The 15,971-nt window shown below is 36.1% G+C and carries 18 protein-coding genes; 8 read left to right on the top strand and 10 right to left on the bottom strand.

All coding sequences use genetic code 11. The features are described 5' to 3' along the window. Positions 1–111 precede the first annotated feature (111 nt). Positions 112–1,038 carry a MerR family transcriptional regulator gene (locus ACQ5H4_RS02135; protein WP_430773334.1) on the top strand — a complete coding sequence of 309 codons (927 nt, stop codon included), beginning with the start codon at positions 112–114 and terminating at the stop codon, positions 1,036–1,038. 106 nt (positions 1,039–1,144) lie between these two features. Here ACQ5H4_RS02135 and ACQ5H4_RS02130 read toward each other — a convergent pair whose 3' ends face one another. Further along, positions 1,145–1,573, bottom strand: coding sequence for a GtrA family protein (locus tag ACQ5H4_RS02130; RefSeq protein WP_430773333.1), 429 nt, complete (start codon positions 1,571–1,573; stop codon positions 1,145–1,147). 121 nt (positions 1,574–1,694) lie between these two features. On the opposite strand from ACQ5H4_RS02130, the gene ACQ5H4_RS02125 reads away from it, so the two are divergent. Next, on the top strand, positions 1,695–2,153 hold the full coding sequence (locus ACQ5H4_RS02125; protein ID WP_430773332.1) for a DinB family protein: 459 nt from the start codon (positions 1,695–1,697) through the stop codon (positions 2,151–2,153). Positions 2,154–2,203: 50 nt separating this feature from the next. On the opposite strand, the gene ACQ5H4_RS02120 is transcribed toward ACQ5H4_RS02125, so the two are convergent. Together ACQ5H4_RS02120 and ACQ5H4_RS02115 are read right to left on the bottom strand one after the other, a co-directional pair. Next, positions 2,204–2,923, bottom strand: a complete 720-nt coding sequence (locus ACQ5H4_RS02120; RefSeq protein ID WP_430773331.1) for a YebC/PmpR family DNA-binding transcriptional regulator — start codon at positions 2,921–2,923, stop codon at positions 2,204–2,206. Between the two features lie 246 nt (positions 2,924–3,169). Then, positions 3,170–3,961, bottom strand: coding sequence for a TIGR00266 family protein (locus tag ACQ5H4_RS02115; protein WP_430773330.1), 792 nt, complete (start codon positions 3,959–3,961; stop codon positions 3,170–3,172). Between the two features lie 423 nt (positions 3,962–4,384). Between ACQ5H4_RS02115 and ACQ5H4_RS02110 the strand changes: the two genes are divergently transcribed. Continuing rightward, positions 4,385–4,738 carry a hypothetical protein gene (locus ACQ5H4_RS02110; RefSeq protein WP_430773329.1) on the top strand — a complete coding sequence of 118 codons (354 nt, stop codon included), beginning with the start codon at positions 4,385–4,387 and terminating at the stop codon, positions 4,736–4,738. 211 nt (positions 4,739–4,949) lie between these two features. Further along, positions 4,950–6,257 carry an ATP-binding protein gene (locus ACQ5H4_RS02105; protein WP_430773327.1) on the top strand — a complete coding sequence of 436 codons (1,308 nt, stop codon included), beginning with the start codon at positions 4,950–4,952 and terminating at the stop codon, positions 6,255–6,257. Between the two features lie 29 nt (positions 6,258–6,286). On the opposite strand, the gene ACQ5H4_RS02100 is transcribed toward ACQ5H4_RS02105, so the two are convergent. From ACQ5H4_RS02100 to ACQ5H4_RS02090, 3 genes are read right to left on the bottom strand one after another with little or no spacing between them, the layout of a single operon-like run. Then, on the bottom strand, positions 6,287–7,267 hold the full coding sequence (locus ACQ5H4_RS02100; protein WP_430773325.1) for an ABC transporter permease: 981 nt from the start codon (positions 7,265–7,267) through the stop codon (positions 6,287–6,289). After that, the gene (locus ACQ5H4_RS02095) at positions 7,260–8,168 is read right to left on the bottom strand and encodes an ABC transporter ATP-binding protein (protein WP_430773323.1); all 909 of its coding nucleotides are present in this window, start codon (positions 8,166–8,168) and stop codon (positions 7,260–7,262) included. Before ACQ5H4_RS02095 ends, ACQ5H4_RS02100 begins: the two co-directional genes overlap by 8 nt. A gap of 10 nt (positions 8,169–8,178) precedes the next feature. Further along, positions 8,179–8,955 carry an SGNH/GDSL hydrolase family protein gene (locus ACQ5H4_RS02090; RefSeq protein WP_430773322.1) on the bottom strand — a complete coding sequence of 259 codons (777 nt, stop codon included), beginning with the start codon at positions 8,953–8,955 and terminating at the stop codon, positions 8,179–8,181. 170 nt (positions 8,956–9,125) lie between these two features. Between ACQ5H4_RS02090 and ACQ5H4_RS02085 the strand changes: the two genes are divergently transcribed. Continuing rightward, positions 9,126–9,344, top strand: coding sequence for a hypothetical protein (locus ACQ5H4_RS02085; RefSeq protein WP_251519339.1), 219 nt, complete (start codon positions 9,126–9,128; stop codon positions 9,342–9,344). Positions 9,345–9,366: 22 nt separating this feature from the next. On the opposite strand, the gene ACQ5H4_RS02080 is transcribed toward ACQ5H4_RS02085, so the two are convergent. Beyond that, complete coding sequence (locus tag ACQ5H4_RS02080) at positions 9,367–10,107, bottom strand: DUF2161 domain-containing phosphodiesterase (protein ID WP_430773321.1); 741 nt, start codon at positions 10,105–10,107, stop codon at positions 9,367–9,369. Positions 10,108–10,285: 178 nt separating this feature from the next. Continuing rightward, positions 10,286–11,779: an alanine/glycine:cation symporter family protein gene (locus ACQ5H4_RS02075; RefSeq protein ID WP_430773320.1), complete on the bottom strand. Its 1,494-nt coding sequence runs from the start codon at positions 11,777–11,779 to the stop codon at positions 10,286–10,288. 276 nt (positions 11,780–12,055) lie between these two features. Here ACQ5H4_RS02075 and ACQ5H4_RS02070 point away from each other — a divergent pair, with 276 nt between their 5' ends. Both ACQ5H4_RS02070 and purU read left to right on the top strand, forming a co-directional pair. Continuing rightward, positions 12,056–12,766: a TVP38/TMEM64 family protein gene (locus tag ACQ5H4_RS02070; protein ID WP_430773319.1), complete on the top strand. Its 711-nt coding sequence runs from the start codon at positions 12,056–12,058 to the stop codon at positions 12,764–12,766. Between the two features lie 140 nt (positions 12,767–12,906). Then, positions 12,907–13,788, top strand: coding sequence for a formyltetrahydrofolate deformylase (purU, locus tag ACQ5H4_RS02065; protein WP_430773318.1), 882 nt, complete (start codon positions 12,907–12,909; stop codon positions 13,786–13,788). A 47-nt stretch (positions 13,789–13,835) separates the two neighbouring features. On the opposite strand, the gene ACQ5H4_RS02060 is transcribed toward purU, so the two are convergent. After that, on the bottom strand, positions 13,836–14,375 hold the full coding sequence (locus ACQ5H4_RS02060) for a competence protein ComK (RefSeq protein WP_430773317.1): 540 nt from the start codon (positions 14,373–14,375) through the stop codon (positions 13,836–13,838). A gap of 387 nt (positions 14,376–14,762) precedes the next feature. Here ACQ5H4_RS02060 and ACQ5H4_RS02055 point away from each other — a divergent pair, with 387 nt between their 5' ends. After that, positions 14,763–15,137: a nucleotide excision repair endonuclease gene (locus tag ACQ5H4_RS02055; RefSeq protein ID WP_430773316.1), complete on the top strand. Its 375-nt coding sequence runs from the start codon at positions 14,763–14,765 to the stop codon at positions 15,135–15,137. 47 nt (positions 15,138–15,184) lie between these two features. On the opposite strand, the gene pssA is transcribed toward ACQ5H4_RS02055, so the two are convergent. Next, entirely contained in the window at positions 15,185–15,883 is a 699-nt protein-coding gene (pssA, locus tag ACQ5H4_RS02050) for a CDP-diacylglycerol--serine O-phosphatidyltransferase (RefSeq protein WP_430773315.1), read from the bottom strand. Positions 15,884–15,971: the final 88 nt, after the last annotated feature.

Genomic DNA, 15,971 nt, shown 5'->3' with positions numbered 1-15,971 from the left:
GAACACTAGTTTTGATAGCTTTTGTCTTATGGCAGGAATCTAACTAGTTTCATAGAGAATAATTGTTAATATTGGCACACCACTAAATTTTTATAAGAAAGGAACGTCACTATGATAAATCAAGAAATTACAAGAGCCTATTCTATTCAAGAGGTATCAAAACTACTTGGAATTCCTTCTGGAACCATTAGACAGTGGGAAAAAGATTTAAGTGGACTATTAGTCATTCCGCGGACAAAGCAAGGTGCGCGTTATTATACAAGTGTTGAAATTAAACTTTTAGAAAAAATTTCAGCTATGAGAGCTCAAAATGTGGGCAAGGGGATGATTAGAACTCTTTTAGAGAAACACTTACAATCACCTTCAGAATCTGCCTCCGAATCATTCGAAATGGTTTTGGCAACGACAGATGTAGCAGAGACGGAAAAAACAAACGAGCACTCCTTACAATTAACTGACATTCAAGCTAGCCTTCAAATCTTAAAAGATGGTGTGATCCATGAAGTAAGGCGAGAGATGTTAGAACAGCGTTCCATCCTTATGGATGAAATCAAGTACGAATTAGCAAATTCATCTTTACAAACAGTCGTTGATCTTTCAAAGTCCATTCAAAGATCAAACGATAAACGAAAGGCCGATATGCAAGTACTAACAGAAGCGATTCAATCAAATTCGAAATATACCTCTGAAACATTCGGAACCTTATCAGAAACGATTGCGAAACATTCGAAAGCAACCTCTGAAAGCATTGAACAAAAAATAGAGCAAATGAACCAAGCCGTTCAAACAGAAAATGACCAGCTTCTATCATCAGTGTCTCAAACCGTAGCAGATGTCAAAAATGATGTTCGCACAGTTGCCTTTTCTTTGCATGAGGATCAGCAGCAGCTTCGAGAATCTATTCACGAACTCCAAGAATTTACTAGTCATATTCATCAACGTGAAGAAGGATTTCAAGATTTGGTTTCAGCTTTCCGTGAAGCAGCCGCAGCAAAACCAGTAAAAAAACGCAGCTGGTGGAAACTTTGGGGAGATTAATATGTGGTTAAAAGACAAAGCATGGGTGAATCCCGCTTTGTCTTTTTTGCCGATGGACACCTGCTTTTATGGATGACCTATACCATATTCACAACTATATTCCGAATCACTCGAACCCCCTACTCCTCTCGATTCTCTGAAACACCCAGAACTTACTACTTATAAAGTTAATTACCATCCCAAATCCTGTGCATATGACTTTTGCTATTAAAATTGGAAGATGAACCAGGTTGATAAGGAATAGAATCAACACCGACACTAAAATTAAGGTAGCTACATTTGCTACTACATATTTTAAGGGCTCAGAGTACTCATTACCTTTATTCTCCTTAAAGGTCCATAAACGATTCATTATAAAACTATTTAGCGTTCCACATCCATATGAGATGATTTGAGACATTAAAATAGGACAACCATTTGTAAGTAACAGGCTAAACACACCAAAATCAACCACCGTATTAATTGCTCCGACAATAGAAAACTTGATAAATTCAATAAATGTCTGATTCCTCATCAATCTCACTACTTTACCCATTTTTCATCCTATTATGTTTCAAAACTAGTCAAATTATTTATACGTAGTTAAAAATTGTTAGAAATAAGTTCTTATCTTATAATTATTTAGGTGGTTATTTTTCAATATAGAAGGAAAATGAATGAGTAAATTATCTGGTTTCATCAGCGGCTGGCTATCGCATAGAAAGGCATTACTTGAATTAATAAAAGTAGTTGACGATGAGCAACTCTCCTTTAAACCGTGGGAAAATGGAATGTCCTTATCGGAGCTTGTCCTTCATATCTCGGGTTCCACTTCAATGTTCGTAAACACAGTGAAGACTGGAGTGTTTGCACCTCCAACAGAAAAGAAGGAAGTTTCTACTGCAAAAGAGCTTATTGAATTTGTTGAAGCTCAGACTGAGTATGCTAAACAAGAGCTGGAAAAATTAACTGACGTACAATTGGAAAGCATCATTGCTTTTGCTGGAATGGACCTACCAGGAAAAGCTATTTTGGAGCTAGCAAAAGATCATGAAATTCATCATAAAGGACAACTTTTTACATATGTTCGTCTATTAGGACTTGAAGAGGTTCCTTTCTTCATCTATCGTCCATAAAAATAGCAAAAAAGAAGCAGGCCTTTCTTGAAAAAAGGCTTGCTTCTTTTTTACTCTCCTAAATCAACGTTATGATACACACGTTGTACATCTTCTAAATCTTCTAATGCATCAATTAATTTTTCAAATTGTGCTTGAGCTTCTGTGTCTAGGGTAATATCATTTTGAGCGAGCATCGTTAGCTCGGCAACCGTAAATTCTGTAATTCCAGCCCCTTTAAAAGCAACCTGTACAGCGTGGAACTGATCGGGTTCGGCATACACAATTACAGTATCCTCTTCTTCAAGAATATCACGTACATCAAGATCTGCTTCCATTAGTAACTCAAGTACCTCATCAGATGTTTTACCTTCAATACCAAATACAGCAGTATTATCAAACATATAAGCAACAGATCCGCTAACTCCCATGTTTCCGCCGTTTTTGCCAAACGCAGCACGAACGGTAGAAGCTGTGCGATTCACGTTATTGGTAAGTGCATCAACAATGATCATTGATCCGCTTGGTCCAAAGCCTTCGTAACGAAGCTCATCATAATTTTCTTCTGCTCCACCTTTAGCTTTATCAATCGCACGGTCAATAATAACTCTTGGTACGTTATACGTTTTCGCACGCTCTAAAACGAATTTAAGCGCCTGGTTTGATTCTGGATCCGGCTCACCTTGTTTAGCTGCTACATAAATTTCTAACGCAAATTTGGAGTAAACTCTACTCGTATTTGCATCCTTAGATGCCTTTTTTTCCTTAATATTGTTCCACTTACGGCCCATAATGAACACTCTCTTTCAACATTATATCTACCCGCCTAATAACTAGGCTTACACTTAATCACATGACATATTATACCGCAACAACTCCAATTACGAAAGAATTATAACGGTGACATTATATCGGTGACAGACACCCTTCGTGGACACTTCCCCTATTTTTGTCCATCTCAGGTGGACAGTGTGCACTTAGGACAACAAAAAAAGCTGCCGTAGCAGCTCATGTATAAAAAAGGCTCTTGGCTCTTATTAATCTCCATCCAACATTCTAAATACGCCACCCAATAAACTACCTTCGTCTTTTCCATTTCCACCAGCCTGCGGAGCTGCGGCAAATACACGGCTTGCTAAACGACTGAATGGTAGAGATTGAATCCAAATGGTTCCCGGTCCACGCAATGTAGCAAAAAACAACCCTTCTCCACCGAATAAAGCTGTTTTAACACCTTTAACCATTTCTATATTATAATCTACATCCTTCGTCATTGCGACTAGGCAGCCCGTATCGACACGTAAAACTTCCCCTGGTGTAAGCGTTTTTTGATAAATGGTCCCTCCAGCATGAACAAAGGCCATTCCGTCACCTTCAAGCTTTTGCATGATAAATCCTTCTCCACCGAAAAATCCTGCCCCAATTTTCCTCTGGAATTCAATACCAACGGATACACCTTTTGCAGCTGCTAGAAACGCATCTTTTTGACAAATAATTTTCCCTCCTAGCTCGCTGAGGTCCATCGGTACTATTTTTCCTGGGTAAGGAGAAGCAAAGGATACATGCTTTTTCCCACTTCCTTGATTCGTGAATGTCGTCATAAACAAGCTTTCGCCAGTAATCATTCTTTTTCCAGCTCCTAGCAATTTCCCCATCAGACCTCCACCTCCGGAAGAACCATCACCAAAGATCGTCTCCATATGAATGTGGTCCTCCATCATCATTAAACTCCCTGCTTCAGCCACAACCGTTTCTCCTGGATCAAGCTCCACTTCAACAAACTGCATGTCATCTCCATAAATCTTAAAATCAATTTCATGATTATTCATCTACATTTCCTCCAAATTAACTGTTTGGTATTTTCATTCTCGTCCTTATAAAAACTACTAGCCATTTTATATACGATGAAATTATAAAGAAGTTTCCTATACATACAATTTTTTTTGACTTGCTTATGTAGTAGAAACACCCTGCTATCAACCGCTAGCGTTATGCTATAAACAAATTTCCCCTTTAAGAAAAATAGTATTACACCATCTGACAGATTGCATGTATTATTTATTATAATTTTCTGACAACAAATGTCTCTATAATACAATTTCCGACACAGAAATCGCAGGAAATGTCAAGTCTTGCGCTTTCCCGAGAAATAATGTATGTGATGACAAAAATCTACACTAGGCTACTGCCTTGTCAATTATTTGTGGTATTCATACATTATACGGACTAACTTTAAAGGAGAGCTGCCTCAAATGTATCACTACCCTACTTATTTTACAAATGGTTATGTAGTCCCCACTACTTCCATTCATGACTATTATCGGCAACCACCTCAAATTCAAGGATTAGAAAGAAGATTAGCAACTTTAGAAAGAAAAAATGAAAACCAATCGAAAGAAATTGAACGCCTTAATAGAGAATTAACTCGTCAAATAACAGAAATCACAAGAATGAATAAAGAAATTGGCAGAATAAATCAAGAAATTGTCCGAGTGAACCAAAACGATGAAAAACATACTCGTCGACTAAGTCGATTGAACCAAAGACTTAGAACCGTTGAGAAGCGTCTAAATATCCCCTTTTCCACTCAGGATGAGGAATTTTAATAGACTATAGGGGAAGATCGTTATTCGGTCTCTTCCCCTCTTTGCAATCACCTTTTTAACCCTTTATTATTTTAAATTACGAAATAAATAATTTGAATTTTAAAAATTTTAATCGGAATCAAAGGAAATTCTATTCCAAGGATAACAAAATTAGGTTATATTAGGTTATATCGGAAGTATTCACAAGTATTTATGAGATGGAGTTGAACCAATGTTTGAACGCTACAAAGGTAGATTGACTTCAACTATTGCGTTTTTGATTGGAATGACTACATGGAATATAGTTTTCTATGTAGCAAAAAATTATGAGTATGATCCATGGCTTGACCTTCCTTTCACTTTTACCTTCGCCATAACTGCTTGGTGTCTAGGTTCGTATTTTGACAAATCAAAAGTACTTTTTAAAAAGCAATCAAACAGTGAAGAAAACTACAAAAAACTGTTAGAAACAAATACATACTTATTTAACAATTTGAATCAAGTAGTCTATCAAACGGATCACTTGGGTTGTTTTACAGTGTTGAATCCAGCCTGGGAGACGGTTACTGGCTATTCACCCCTCGAAAGTATTGGGCGTTCTCTTTTATTCTATGTGTACCATGAAGACCAAGAATGGATGAATCAACGAGCTATCGAAACGATTAAGCATTCCACTCAAATTGTCCAAGAAGAAGTACGTTTACGTAAGAAAGATGGTGGCTTTGTTTGGATAGAAGTCAACTCTAAATTTAATTTTAACGATAAAGGTAAGCTTATTTCTACGGTTGGAACATTAACGGATATTACCGAATGGAAGCTTTCAGAGTTAAAATTGCTTCAATTAAACGAAGACTTAGCCATACATTCTGACAAGTTAAGTGTGGTAGCAAATATGTCTGCAGCCATTGCCCATGAAGTCAGAAACCCTCTTACCTCCATTTCGGGATTTATTCAGTTATTGAAAGAGCAACGACATCTTCAAAAAGAGTATATTGATGTCATATTTTCAGAGATTGAGAGAATTGAACTAGTATTAAGCGAGATGCTGCTTCTATCCAAGCCACAAGTAGTCAATCTTAAAAAGTTTGACATCATTAAAACTTTAGACTATGTTATTGCACTTATCAGCACTAAAGCCAATATGAGTAGCATTGAAATAAAGCTGAAGAAAGATGATAAGCCAATTTGGGTGTATGGTGAAGAAAATCAGATCAAACAAGTTTTTATAAATATTATTAAAAATGCGATTGAAGCCATGCAAAATGGTGGAAAAGTCCACGTAAGTCTTGTGAATGACTGTCAGTTTGTTTCAATTTATTTTTCCGATACGGGATGCGGTATTTCTAAAGACACTCTTGAAAAGATCGGACAACCATTTTACACAACCAAGGAAAAAGGAACCGGTTTAGGTCTAACGACTTGCTTTAAAATCATTGAAAATCATAAAGGTAAAATACATATATCTAGCCAAGTTGGTATCGGAACAACTTTCGAAGTAATTCTCCCACTTACCGAGGCTGAAGTTTCTGCTGTCATATAAGAAAGTACCACTATATAGTGGTACTTTCTTTAATAGACATCTTGCCGAACAAAAACAGCAAAAGAGACAAACAATGCCACAACTGCCCAAACCGCTAGTATTCCAATAGAAAATAAAAGTGTCATCCCGGGTACTGGTGGAGAGCTGCCTGCTAAATATCCTGTTAAATCAAGATTGATCATAAACAAATATTTCGCCGATTGCCAGGAGGAAACAAGATTGCTCAAAATTAACCCAGCAATTAAAGCAGCAAGCATGACTCCCATGCTAGCTGACGTACTCTTTAATAAAACAGATAACATAAAACTAAGGGTTCCTACAACTATCGCAACAAACCAGACTAATCCAAACTCCATTAAAATATACTGCCACTGATCGATCAATTGTACATTTGACGTATTAAGCTCTCCTCCGACGCTAGTGAAACCTGTTAAAATCGGTGCCTTCCAACCTCCGAATCCAAACACCACTCCTGAGATCACATACGCCAGTAATCCCATAAGGACAACAATAATAGAAATAGACAATATTAATGCAACGTATTTACTTAAGAGGATCTTCCACCTTTTTACCGGCCTCGTTAATAGGAGCTTAACCGTACCCGCACTTCTCTCTGAAGATACGATATCTGCAGCAATGATCATAATTAATAATGGAACAAAGAGGGTAATTGACTCTTGTGCAAAACTACGAACAAATGTTGGAGCACCCGGCTCGGCTGGATTAATATTATTATCTAGATAGTATTGTTGCTGCTGGACACGAATTTGTAGTTGAGCTTTCCATTCATCTGAAATACCACTGCTCGTTAATCGGTTTTGTGTATCAACAATTTGTTGCTGTAAAGTGGTTCTCCAATCAACATCCCCTAATTTTTCAACTTGTCTTTGAACCTCACGAAATTGCGCATATGTAAAAAGACAAATTAAAACGGTCATAATCGCTACAACAACAATCAATTTTCTCTTCCGGATAATCTTTAGCATTTCATTAAATATAAGCTTATTCAACGGATTCTCCTCCTGTTAATTCGAGGAATAGGTCTTCTAATGTAGGCACTTTCCTTTGGATTTCGTGGACCTCTACCCCATTTTCTACGAGCATTCGATTCCACACAGAGGATTTTTCTAATAACGGAGTTACTAACAGGTTCTCTTCATCCAGAATGACCGACGTAGTCGACTCCAGAAGCTTTCTTCCCTTTTCAACTGGAGCCACTTTCCAAACTAATTGCTCTTGAAGATTTAACAAATTGCTAACTGTATCTACTTTAATTACTCTTCCTTTTGAAATAACAGCCACCCTATCACACATCAATTGTATTTCACTGAGCAAATGACTAGATACAAGCACGGTTAAGCCTTCTTTTTCAGCTAAAAACCGGATAAATTCTCTCATTTCACGTATTCCCATCGGGTCTAATCCATTTGTGGGCTCGTCCAAAATCAACACCTTGGGCTTTCCAAGTAGCGCCTGAGCAATTCCTAATCTTTGTCTCATACCGAGCGAGTAGGTTTTAACAGGATCATCGATTCGATCTTGAAGTCTGACTAATTTAACAACATATTCTAAATGTTTGGAATCGAAATTCGGTATCATCCGAGAAAAATGTTGAAGATTTTCCCTCCCTGTTAAATAAGGGTAAAGCTCCGGATTTTCTACAATGCACCCTAGGTGACTCATAGCTTTAACAAAATCCTTCTTCACATCATATCCACAGACATGAATGCTTCCTGCTGTTGGACGGATTAACCCCACTAACATTCGAATAGTTGTAGTTTTTCCTGCTCCATTTGGTCCTAAAAAACCAAATACTTCACCGCTTTTAAGCTCAAAGTCTAGTCCTTTAATAATTTCTCTTTTCCCTATTCTTTTACGTAATCCTTTAATAGATAAAGTTATCTCCGACATAATAAAACTCCTACCATGTTATTAGTGAAGCTACTCTTTCCGCGATTAATTGATATCCTTTGCTATTCGGGTGAAACTTGTCTGAAAACAAGTAGTCATTCACCTTAAGCTGAAATAAGTCAAAAGTTGGTACAAAAACTGTATTCGGGTATTGATCAAGAAGCTGATTGGTTGAATAATTCCAATCTCTTACCACAGCCGTTGTCGTTGCAGCATCCTCAAGGTCATTAAAGGGATTGTATAAGCCCACTAGAAAAATGACGGCATCTTGATTTTTTGATTTAATCAATTCAATGGTTTCATTGAGGTTTCTTACATATTGGTCTTTTATAACCGATATTTCGTCTTGCTTTGGACTAACGAGAGTTTGTCCACCTTGAAACAAGTCATTTCCACCGATTGTCATTAAAATGACATCTGCATCTTTGATTTGATTTTGAATCGTTTCCCCTTTTACTTGAGTTAGAAGTTGTTCTGAACGGTACCCTTTCACCCCAAAATTATGAAGAGTAAGCTTTTCATCCGTCTTCTTTTCTAATTCCTCAACTAAATAACCAATATATCCTTTTCCTTCTTCATCACCTGTTCCCCTAGTTAGAGAATCGCCAAGAGCAACAATGGTTTTTCCTTCCTTTTCGTTTACAATTTCCTCTACTTGAGTTTGTTCCCTAACCGTAGATTCTTTATTACTCAATTGATTGTAAATGGTCCATGAAAACCCAAATAACAAAACCAAGAATGCTCCTATCGATAGGAACGAGACAATGGTAACATACGTTTTATTCATAATTTTTCTCCTATTAGCAGTATTGGTCTATACTCATATTTTACTGACTGAAACCGCTTTGTTCAAATTTGACCTTCTTATTATAAAAGTTCATTACTAAATTATGGATATAATAACTAACTTTGGACAAATTAATAAGGAAAGTCAGTTATTATTAAGGAGTATGAGAAATGGATTTAATGAACAACATGTCATTTGAAATGACAAAAAGTTTTATCCCAAATATCAGTAAATCTGACAAACTGAAAATTGTAGAGTTAACAAGAGATGGAGTCGTGATTCAAATGGAAAACTCTAATTGTAGGGGTGTTTTTCCACTTGATAGTTTTCAATATTGGATAAAAAAAGGTTCACTTATCCATTTGGAGGAACAACAAAAATCATCATAATGTGAAAAACACTAGCTCGAAGCTAGTGTTTTTCATTATGTTTATCTTCAGCAACCAGGAAATGATTAACAACCTCAGGGAAATTTTTCAACTCTTTTTTACCTATATCAGAAATGGTATATACACCTCTGTTTACTTTTTCAAACCAGCCATAATAATTTTTTGAAAGAATCGATAATGTCTTTTCACCCGTCCCTTGTTGACGGAGTGACCTTGGAGTCATCGGGCCGTTTCTATCTAACAAACTGGCAATTTGTATACAGTTCTCTTTGTATGCGGTCATAATTTTTGTCTTTGAACTGCCGCCAATATTGTAATTAACGTTTCTTCCTTTCATTTCCTCAATCAACTTTTTCCGGTTTCTTACATGATAATTTTTACTTCTCTGTTTGTTAAATGGTTGTGGGGAAAAACAGACTTCCATTTTTGCACCGCTTTTTAAAAAAGAAACAACAATTAGCCCTAATTCGAGCCGTTTTAATAAGTGACAAAGATCATGCCATTTTTTGGAGTTCATCTTATATTTTGGCTTAGGAATTGCTATATACACTTGATCCGTTAGCTTCTGCCTTTTTGTTGCCTGCATAAGGAGGTCAACAGTTAAGGATAATTTCAATTCGACAACAATTAATTCGTCATCCTTTAGTGCCACTACATCACAATGATGAACTTCTCCCTGTACCTCAAAGCCAAGCTTAGAAAAAAACTTTTCTATCGGTTTATATAAATCTACTTCGTAGAGCTTCTTTTCCTTGCTTACCATTCTGTTCCCCTTCTAGCCCTTTTCCGAAAAGTATACCACACCGGGTAGGTGTCAGACACCCTTCGTGGACACTTTTCCTTTTTTGTCCTCCTCAGGTGGACAGTTTATTTAATAATAAAGCTCATATCCATTTGGTGTTAGGAACAGCTACCAAATAGATATGAGCTTAAGTAACAGATTATTTACTTATTGTTTTACTATTTTCAAAATCTTTTTTAGTCTCCTCGTGATCTCCAAGGTACACATATTCCTTTTCCCAGAATTCGGCGTTTTCAATTCCAACTTTAACTGGGTCGAACACAGGGTCTTTACCAGCTTTCTTTTGTTCTTCGTAGTCACGAAGAAGTTTTAATGCTGGCTTCGTTAGTAGAACTATCGCAATAATGTTTAGCCATGCCATACTTCCTACCCCAATATCACCTAACGTCCATGCAAGACCCGCTGTCTTCACACTTCCGTAGAACACCATAAATAGGAACACAACACGTAATATATAATCCATCCATTTACGGCTCTTCTTGCCATTTATGTAAGCAAGATTCGTTTCAGCCATATAGTAGTACGCCATGATTGTTGTAAATGCAAAGAACAATAAAGCAATTGCAACAAATGGACCACCAAATCCTGGCATTACTGACTCAACCGCAGCTTGAGTATATTGAGGACCAGGTTCTACTCCTTCTAAGTTCGTACGAATCGGGTCAGCCCCTTCAGGAGTAACATTGTACATACCTGTAATTAAAATCATAAACGCTGTTGCAGAACAAACGAATAATGTATCGATATACACCGAGAAAGCTTGAACAATCCCTTGCTTCGCTGGATGTGAGACTTCTGCTGCTGATGCCGCATGCGGTGCTGTCCCTTGACCGGCTTCGTTTGAATAAATCCCACGTTTTACTCCCCAAGCGATAGCAGATCCAAGTATTCCACCAAAAGCAGCATCTTGGCCAAAAGCACTCGAGAAGATTAATGAAATAACTCCTGGTAACTCAGAAATATTTAATACAATAATTGCTAATGCTACAATAATATATCCAACCGCCATAAATGGTACGACAATCTCAGCTGTACGAGCAATACGCTTAACCCCACCAAAGATGATAACAGCTAAGACGAAAACAACAATTGTACCGGTAATTGCAGGACTAATACCAAAAGCATTGTCTATACCCGCAGCGATACTATTTGCTTGAACTCCGGGAAGCAAAGCACCCGTTGCAAGTACCGTTACAAATGCGAATAAAACTGCATACCATTTCATTTTCAAACCTTTTTCAATATAGAAAGCAGGTCCCCCACGGTATTGACCGTTTTGTTTTACTTTGTACACTTGACCAAGCGCAGCCTCAACAAACGCAGACCCCGCTCCTAAAAAGGCAATTAACCACATCCAAAAAACAGCACCAGGTCCACCGTAAGCAATAGCTGTAGCAACCCCTGCGATATTACCTGTACCAACACGTCCCGATAGGGCTAATGATAAAGCCTGAAAAGAAGTAATACCATTTTCTGATGAATGCTTTTGGAACATTAACTTTCCAACATCACCCATATGTCGAACCTGTAAAAATCTAGTCGCAATTGAAAAATACAATCCTACTCCTAAACATAAATAAATAAGTGCTGGGCTCCAGATTATTCCACTTAACCAGTTTACGAAATCTTCCAAATAAATTCCCCCTTTAGTATATTATTTTCTTATTATAATAAGAGTTGTCATAATTGAAAAGTATTATTTTTAATTTTTTAAATATTTAGATTTAGTTTGTAAGATTATCTCACAATAGAATCCCATCATACTGTCCATCCCACACGGACAAAAATACCCATTTTGTCTTTTCAGGGTGTCTGACACCCTCTCTGTGGTACACTATTGACGTAGAGTTAATAAGATAAACAAGGCGAAAAATAGTCTAGATAAAGGGGAAGCAGTGGTTGAATATTTGTGTCACCCACTAATGTAATTTATATGAAAAATCGAGCTATCAGCGGGCTATTGTTTAATTGGAGAAATGTAGTTTTTGTTCTTGTTATTTTAGGTGTTTTTATTTTCCTGAGAAATACTACTCTGTTTGAAGCGATCCTAGAGGGTGACTTACAGAAGATTAAAACATTTGTTGGAAACAATCGAATCAGTATTTTACTATTTTCAACATTGGTCATGATCATTCAAAACACATTCACAATCATCCCATTACTAGTAGTAATAACCATTAATATAACTTTTTTTGGCTTTTGGTTAGGGTTTTTATGGAGTTGGTTAACAAGTATTCTTGCTGCCATCATTATTTTCTTCCTTGTTCGGTATTTATTTCAAAGCTGGCTTCTAGGCAAGGTAGATGAAAAACTAGTAAAAAAAGTTGAAAATAAGGGATTTCTTTATGTGTTTGAAGCAAGAGTATTTCCTTTTGTACCTACTAGTTTGGTGAATATACTAGCGGGGGTCAGTTCTATTAAGTTTTATAGCTTTCTTCTCGGAACCCTATTTGGAAATTTTATATACTTTTTCGTTTTAGCTCTTATTCCTGTTGGTTTTTTATCATCCACTGTTAACGAATATATAGTTGGGGGTATATTACTCCTATTTCTCACCTTTTATTATGTTTACAGTAAAAAAAGGGCAAAAAGAAAAACACCTTCTAAAATGGAAGAATAAATAATTTATCCTAGTTCTACTACTAGGATTTTTCCTACGTTCTGAAAATTAATAAATTTCACATAAAAAATTTTTTTAGTACAAAACTACTCTAGTGTGTAGTATGATTGGACAATATTATCACAACGAGGGGGATTACCTTGCAACACGGCTTAAAAGAAAAAAGAAAAAATCGTGGAATCCTACTAATCAGCTGCCCCGATAGACCAGGTATCGTTTCGAAGGTTTCTACGACATTATTTGAACATGACTGTAATATTATCGATTCAAACCAACATTCAACTGACCCAGAAGCCGGTCATTTTTTCTTACGAATTGAATTCGAATGTTCAGATTTAGAAAATACAAAACCATCTATTGAGAAGTCATTTGAACTTCTCTCCGAAACATTTGATATGAAGTATTCCTTTAACTATGGAAGTGAATCACAAAACTTAGCCATTTTTGTTTCAAAGGAGAATCACTGTCTCCTCGAATTATTATTAGAATGGCAACGTGGTGATTTGTTAGGTGATATTAAATTAGTTGTGGGAAATCATGAGGACCTTAGAGAATATGTTGAGAATGTTAATATTCCTTTTTACTATTTACCAGTTACTCGTGAAACCAAAGAAGAAGTTGAGAAAAAACAATTGGAACTATTAAAGGAATATAAAATAGATACTATTGTTTTAGCAAGATATATGCAAATTTTGTCTCCAGCATTTATCGAGCATTATCCTTATCAAATTATTAATATTCACCACTCTTTCCTTCCTGCATTTATAGGTGCAAATCCTTATAAGCGTGCCTATGAAAGAGGCGTTAAACTCATTGGTGCCACAGCCCATTATGTTACGGATGATTTAGACGAAGGACCTATTATTGAGCAAGATATCGAGCGAGTCAAACATCACCATGAACTTTCTGACTTAAAGAAAATTGGAAGTCAAGTTGAAAGGAAGGTATTATTAAAGGCGGTTCAATGGCATAATAGCCATAGAATTATTCCGTTTGGAAACAAAACAATCGTCTTTGACTAAAACACTTCAAAAAAACCGGCATATATTTACATATGCCGGTTTTCCAATTATTCCACCAATGGATTTTCTCCTCTCTGAACTCCGCTATATTTATTATGTAGGATAAAGTAAGAATCTTTCTTGGCAAGCCGCTGTTCCGTTCGTACTTTTAAAATGGCCGTTTGCTGCTGCTTGTTTATTAATCTAGCGGCTTTCTTGTTAATGATAATGCGCATCCCTGTTTTAAAAGAAACAAGCGATTGCAGATAGCTATATTGTACAATGTCCTCAATATGTACTAGTGAAATCCATATACAGTGGTCACTAGAAGGTGATTGGGTTGGAAACCAATACATGTTTAATGGTGCACTAATAACTATAGGAACCATATGATAATTACCTAATACTGCTTTTGCCCCATTAATCGCCCCTTCTAAGGTAAATCCATAGTATTTCATGGTTTCCTCTAAAATTCTTTTAGGAGATTTGGAAACCAAAAAGGAATTCTTTCCTTCCTGAACCATTGTACATACATTTTCGTTTGGATCGATTTCAGGAATCAAAAACAGTGTTTCACTTGTTAAAATATAGCTATCCATTATCTTCATCTAGAACTCCTCCAATTGGTCTCATAATACAAAATGAGTTATTTATAGCAATATTATCCTTAGCAGGTACGTACTCTTCAACAGTTGTTTCAATAGTTAAAAAATTCGCCATAATCCATGTTACATTTCCTAACACGGCCAATTTGACAAAACTAAATTAAGTATTATAATATACTTTTTTCCTATTACTAAATTACTATTTTCCTAATCCTCATGTAAAATTAAGGTCCATCTTAATAAGAGAAATAGGATTAGGACTGTTCACAAAACGTTCATATTTCCTCATTTTGATAAATTGGTGATAATACTCACAACATTAGTAATTACAAAGTGGATTTTTACCTATAATAATGTTAGTATCAATGGAAGAATAGGAAGTGAATACATATGATAAAAATTGAAATACCTAAACCAGATGTCGTAATTACTAAGAAGCGACAAGTTGGAGAGCCAGTTGAAGCAGTAATAAGCAGCGAATACGGTTTTACTGATTATCACAAAATCCCAAGAGATAAAGGTGGAATAATCCTTTTCTTTAATGCAAGTGATGATTTACTGTTTGTCGGTAAAGCAAGGAAGCTTCGCCCAAGAGTGAAAAAGCATTTTGAGGATCAAGTTTCCCCTATTAAAAATCATCGGGATGAAGTATACAAAATTGCTGTTATCACTGTTGAAGATGCGATGGAAAGAGAAATTTATGAAACATATATTATCAATACGGAGCAGGCAAAATATAATATTGATAAAGTTTTCTTTAAATAAAATAAGCAAATCAAACCCCTTCATTTCTAAAAATGAAGGGGCTTTTTCTACTCTAGTTCTTCTTTATTGTTTTTCTTTTTTACAAAGCGGTAGGCTAAATATGCGATGTAAAGCGGAGTTGCTATGTAGATTAAATATGGGAATTGCTTATATGTTCCTTTATAGATAACAAATAACAAACACCCAATAAAGAGAGTAACAATCGTCCCGTACTTGGGTAAAGGAATTTCCTTAAAACTTGGAATTCTTATCCGGCTGACCATTAAGAAACATAATCCTGTAAATACAACGGTTGTTATTATGTTTGGTATATAATTTCCAAACAGCGTTAATAAGGCCAAAATTCCACCTGCCGCAGTAATTGGTACACCTATAAAATAATTTAAGCTTGATTTCGAACTACTTATATTAAATCTGGCTAGTCGATAAGCACCAAACAATGGGAATAAACCAGCCACCATTATCCCTAGCTTTCCAAGTTGATTTAAATATGTATAATACACTAAAAATGATGGAGCGACTCCAAATGTAACAATATCTGCTAATGAATCCAGCTCTTTTCCTAGTGAGCTATCTGCCTTAAGCATTCTCGCTAAGCGCCCATCCATGCTATCTAACATCATTCCAATTAGTATTAAAATGGCCGCATTATTATACTCACCTTCCGCAGCAAAACCGATGGATAAAAATCCGCAAAATAAATTTCCTAATGTAAACATATTAGGAATACTTTTTGTAAACCGCACTAGCTCCTTCAACCTCCTTTTGAGCCTCTAAATACATTACCAACCTATTATACCATTTTCTTCTTCTATTCCTAGCGCTATAAAAGAT

Source organism: Bacillus coreaensis (genome assembly GCF_050586445.1).
Taxonomy (GTDB): domain Bacteria; phylum Bacillota; class Bacilli; order Bacillales; family Cytobacillaceae; genus Robertmurraya_A; species Robertmurraya_A coreaensis.
Note: the sequence above shows the minus strand (reverse complement) of the source record. Positions and strands in the feature narration are given on the sequence as shown.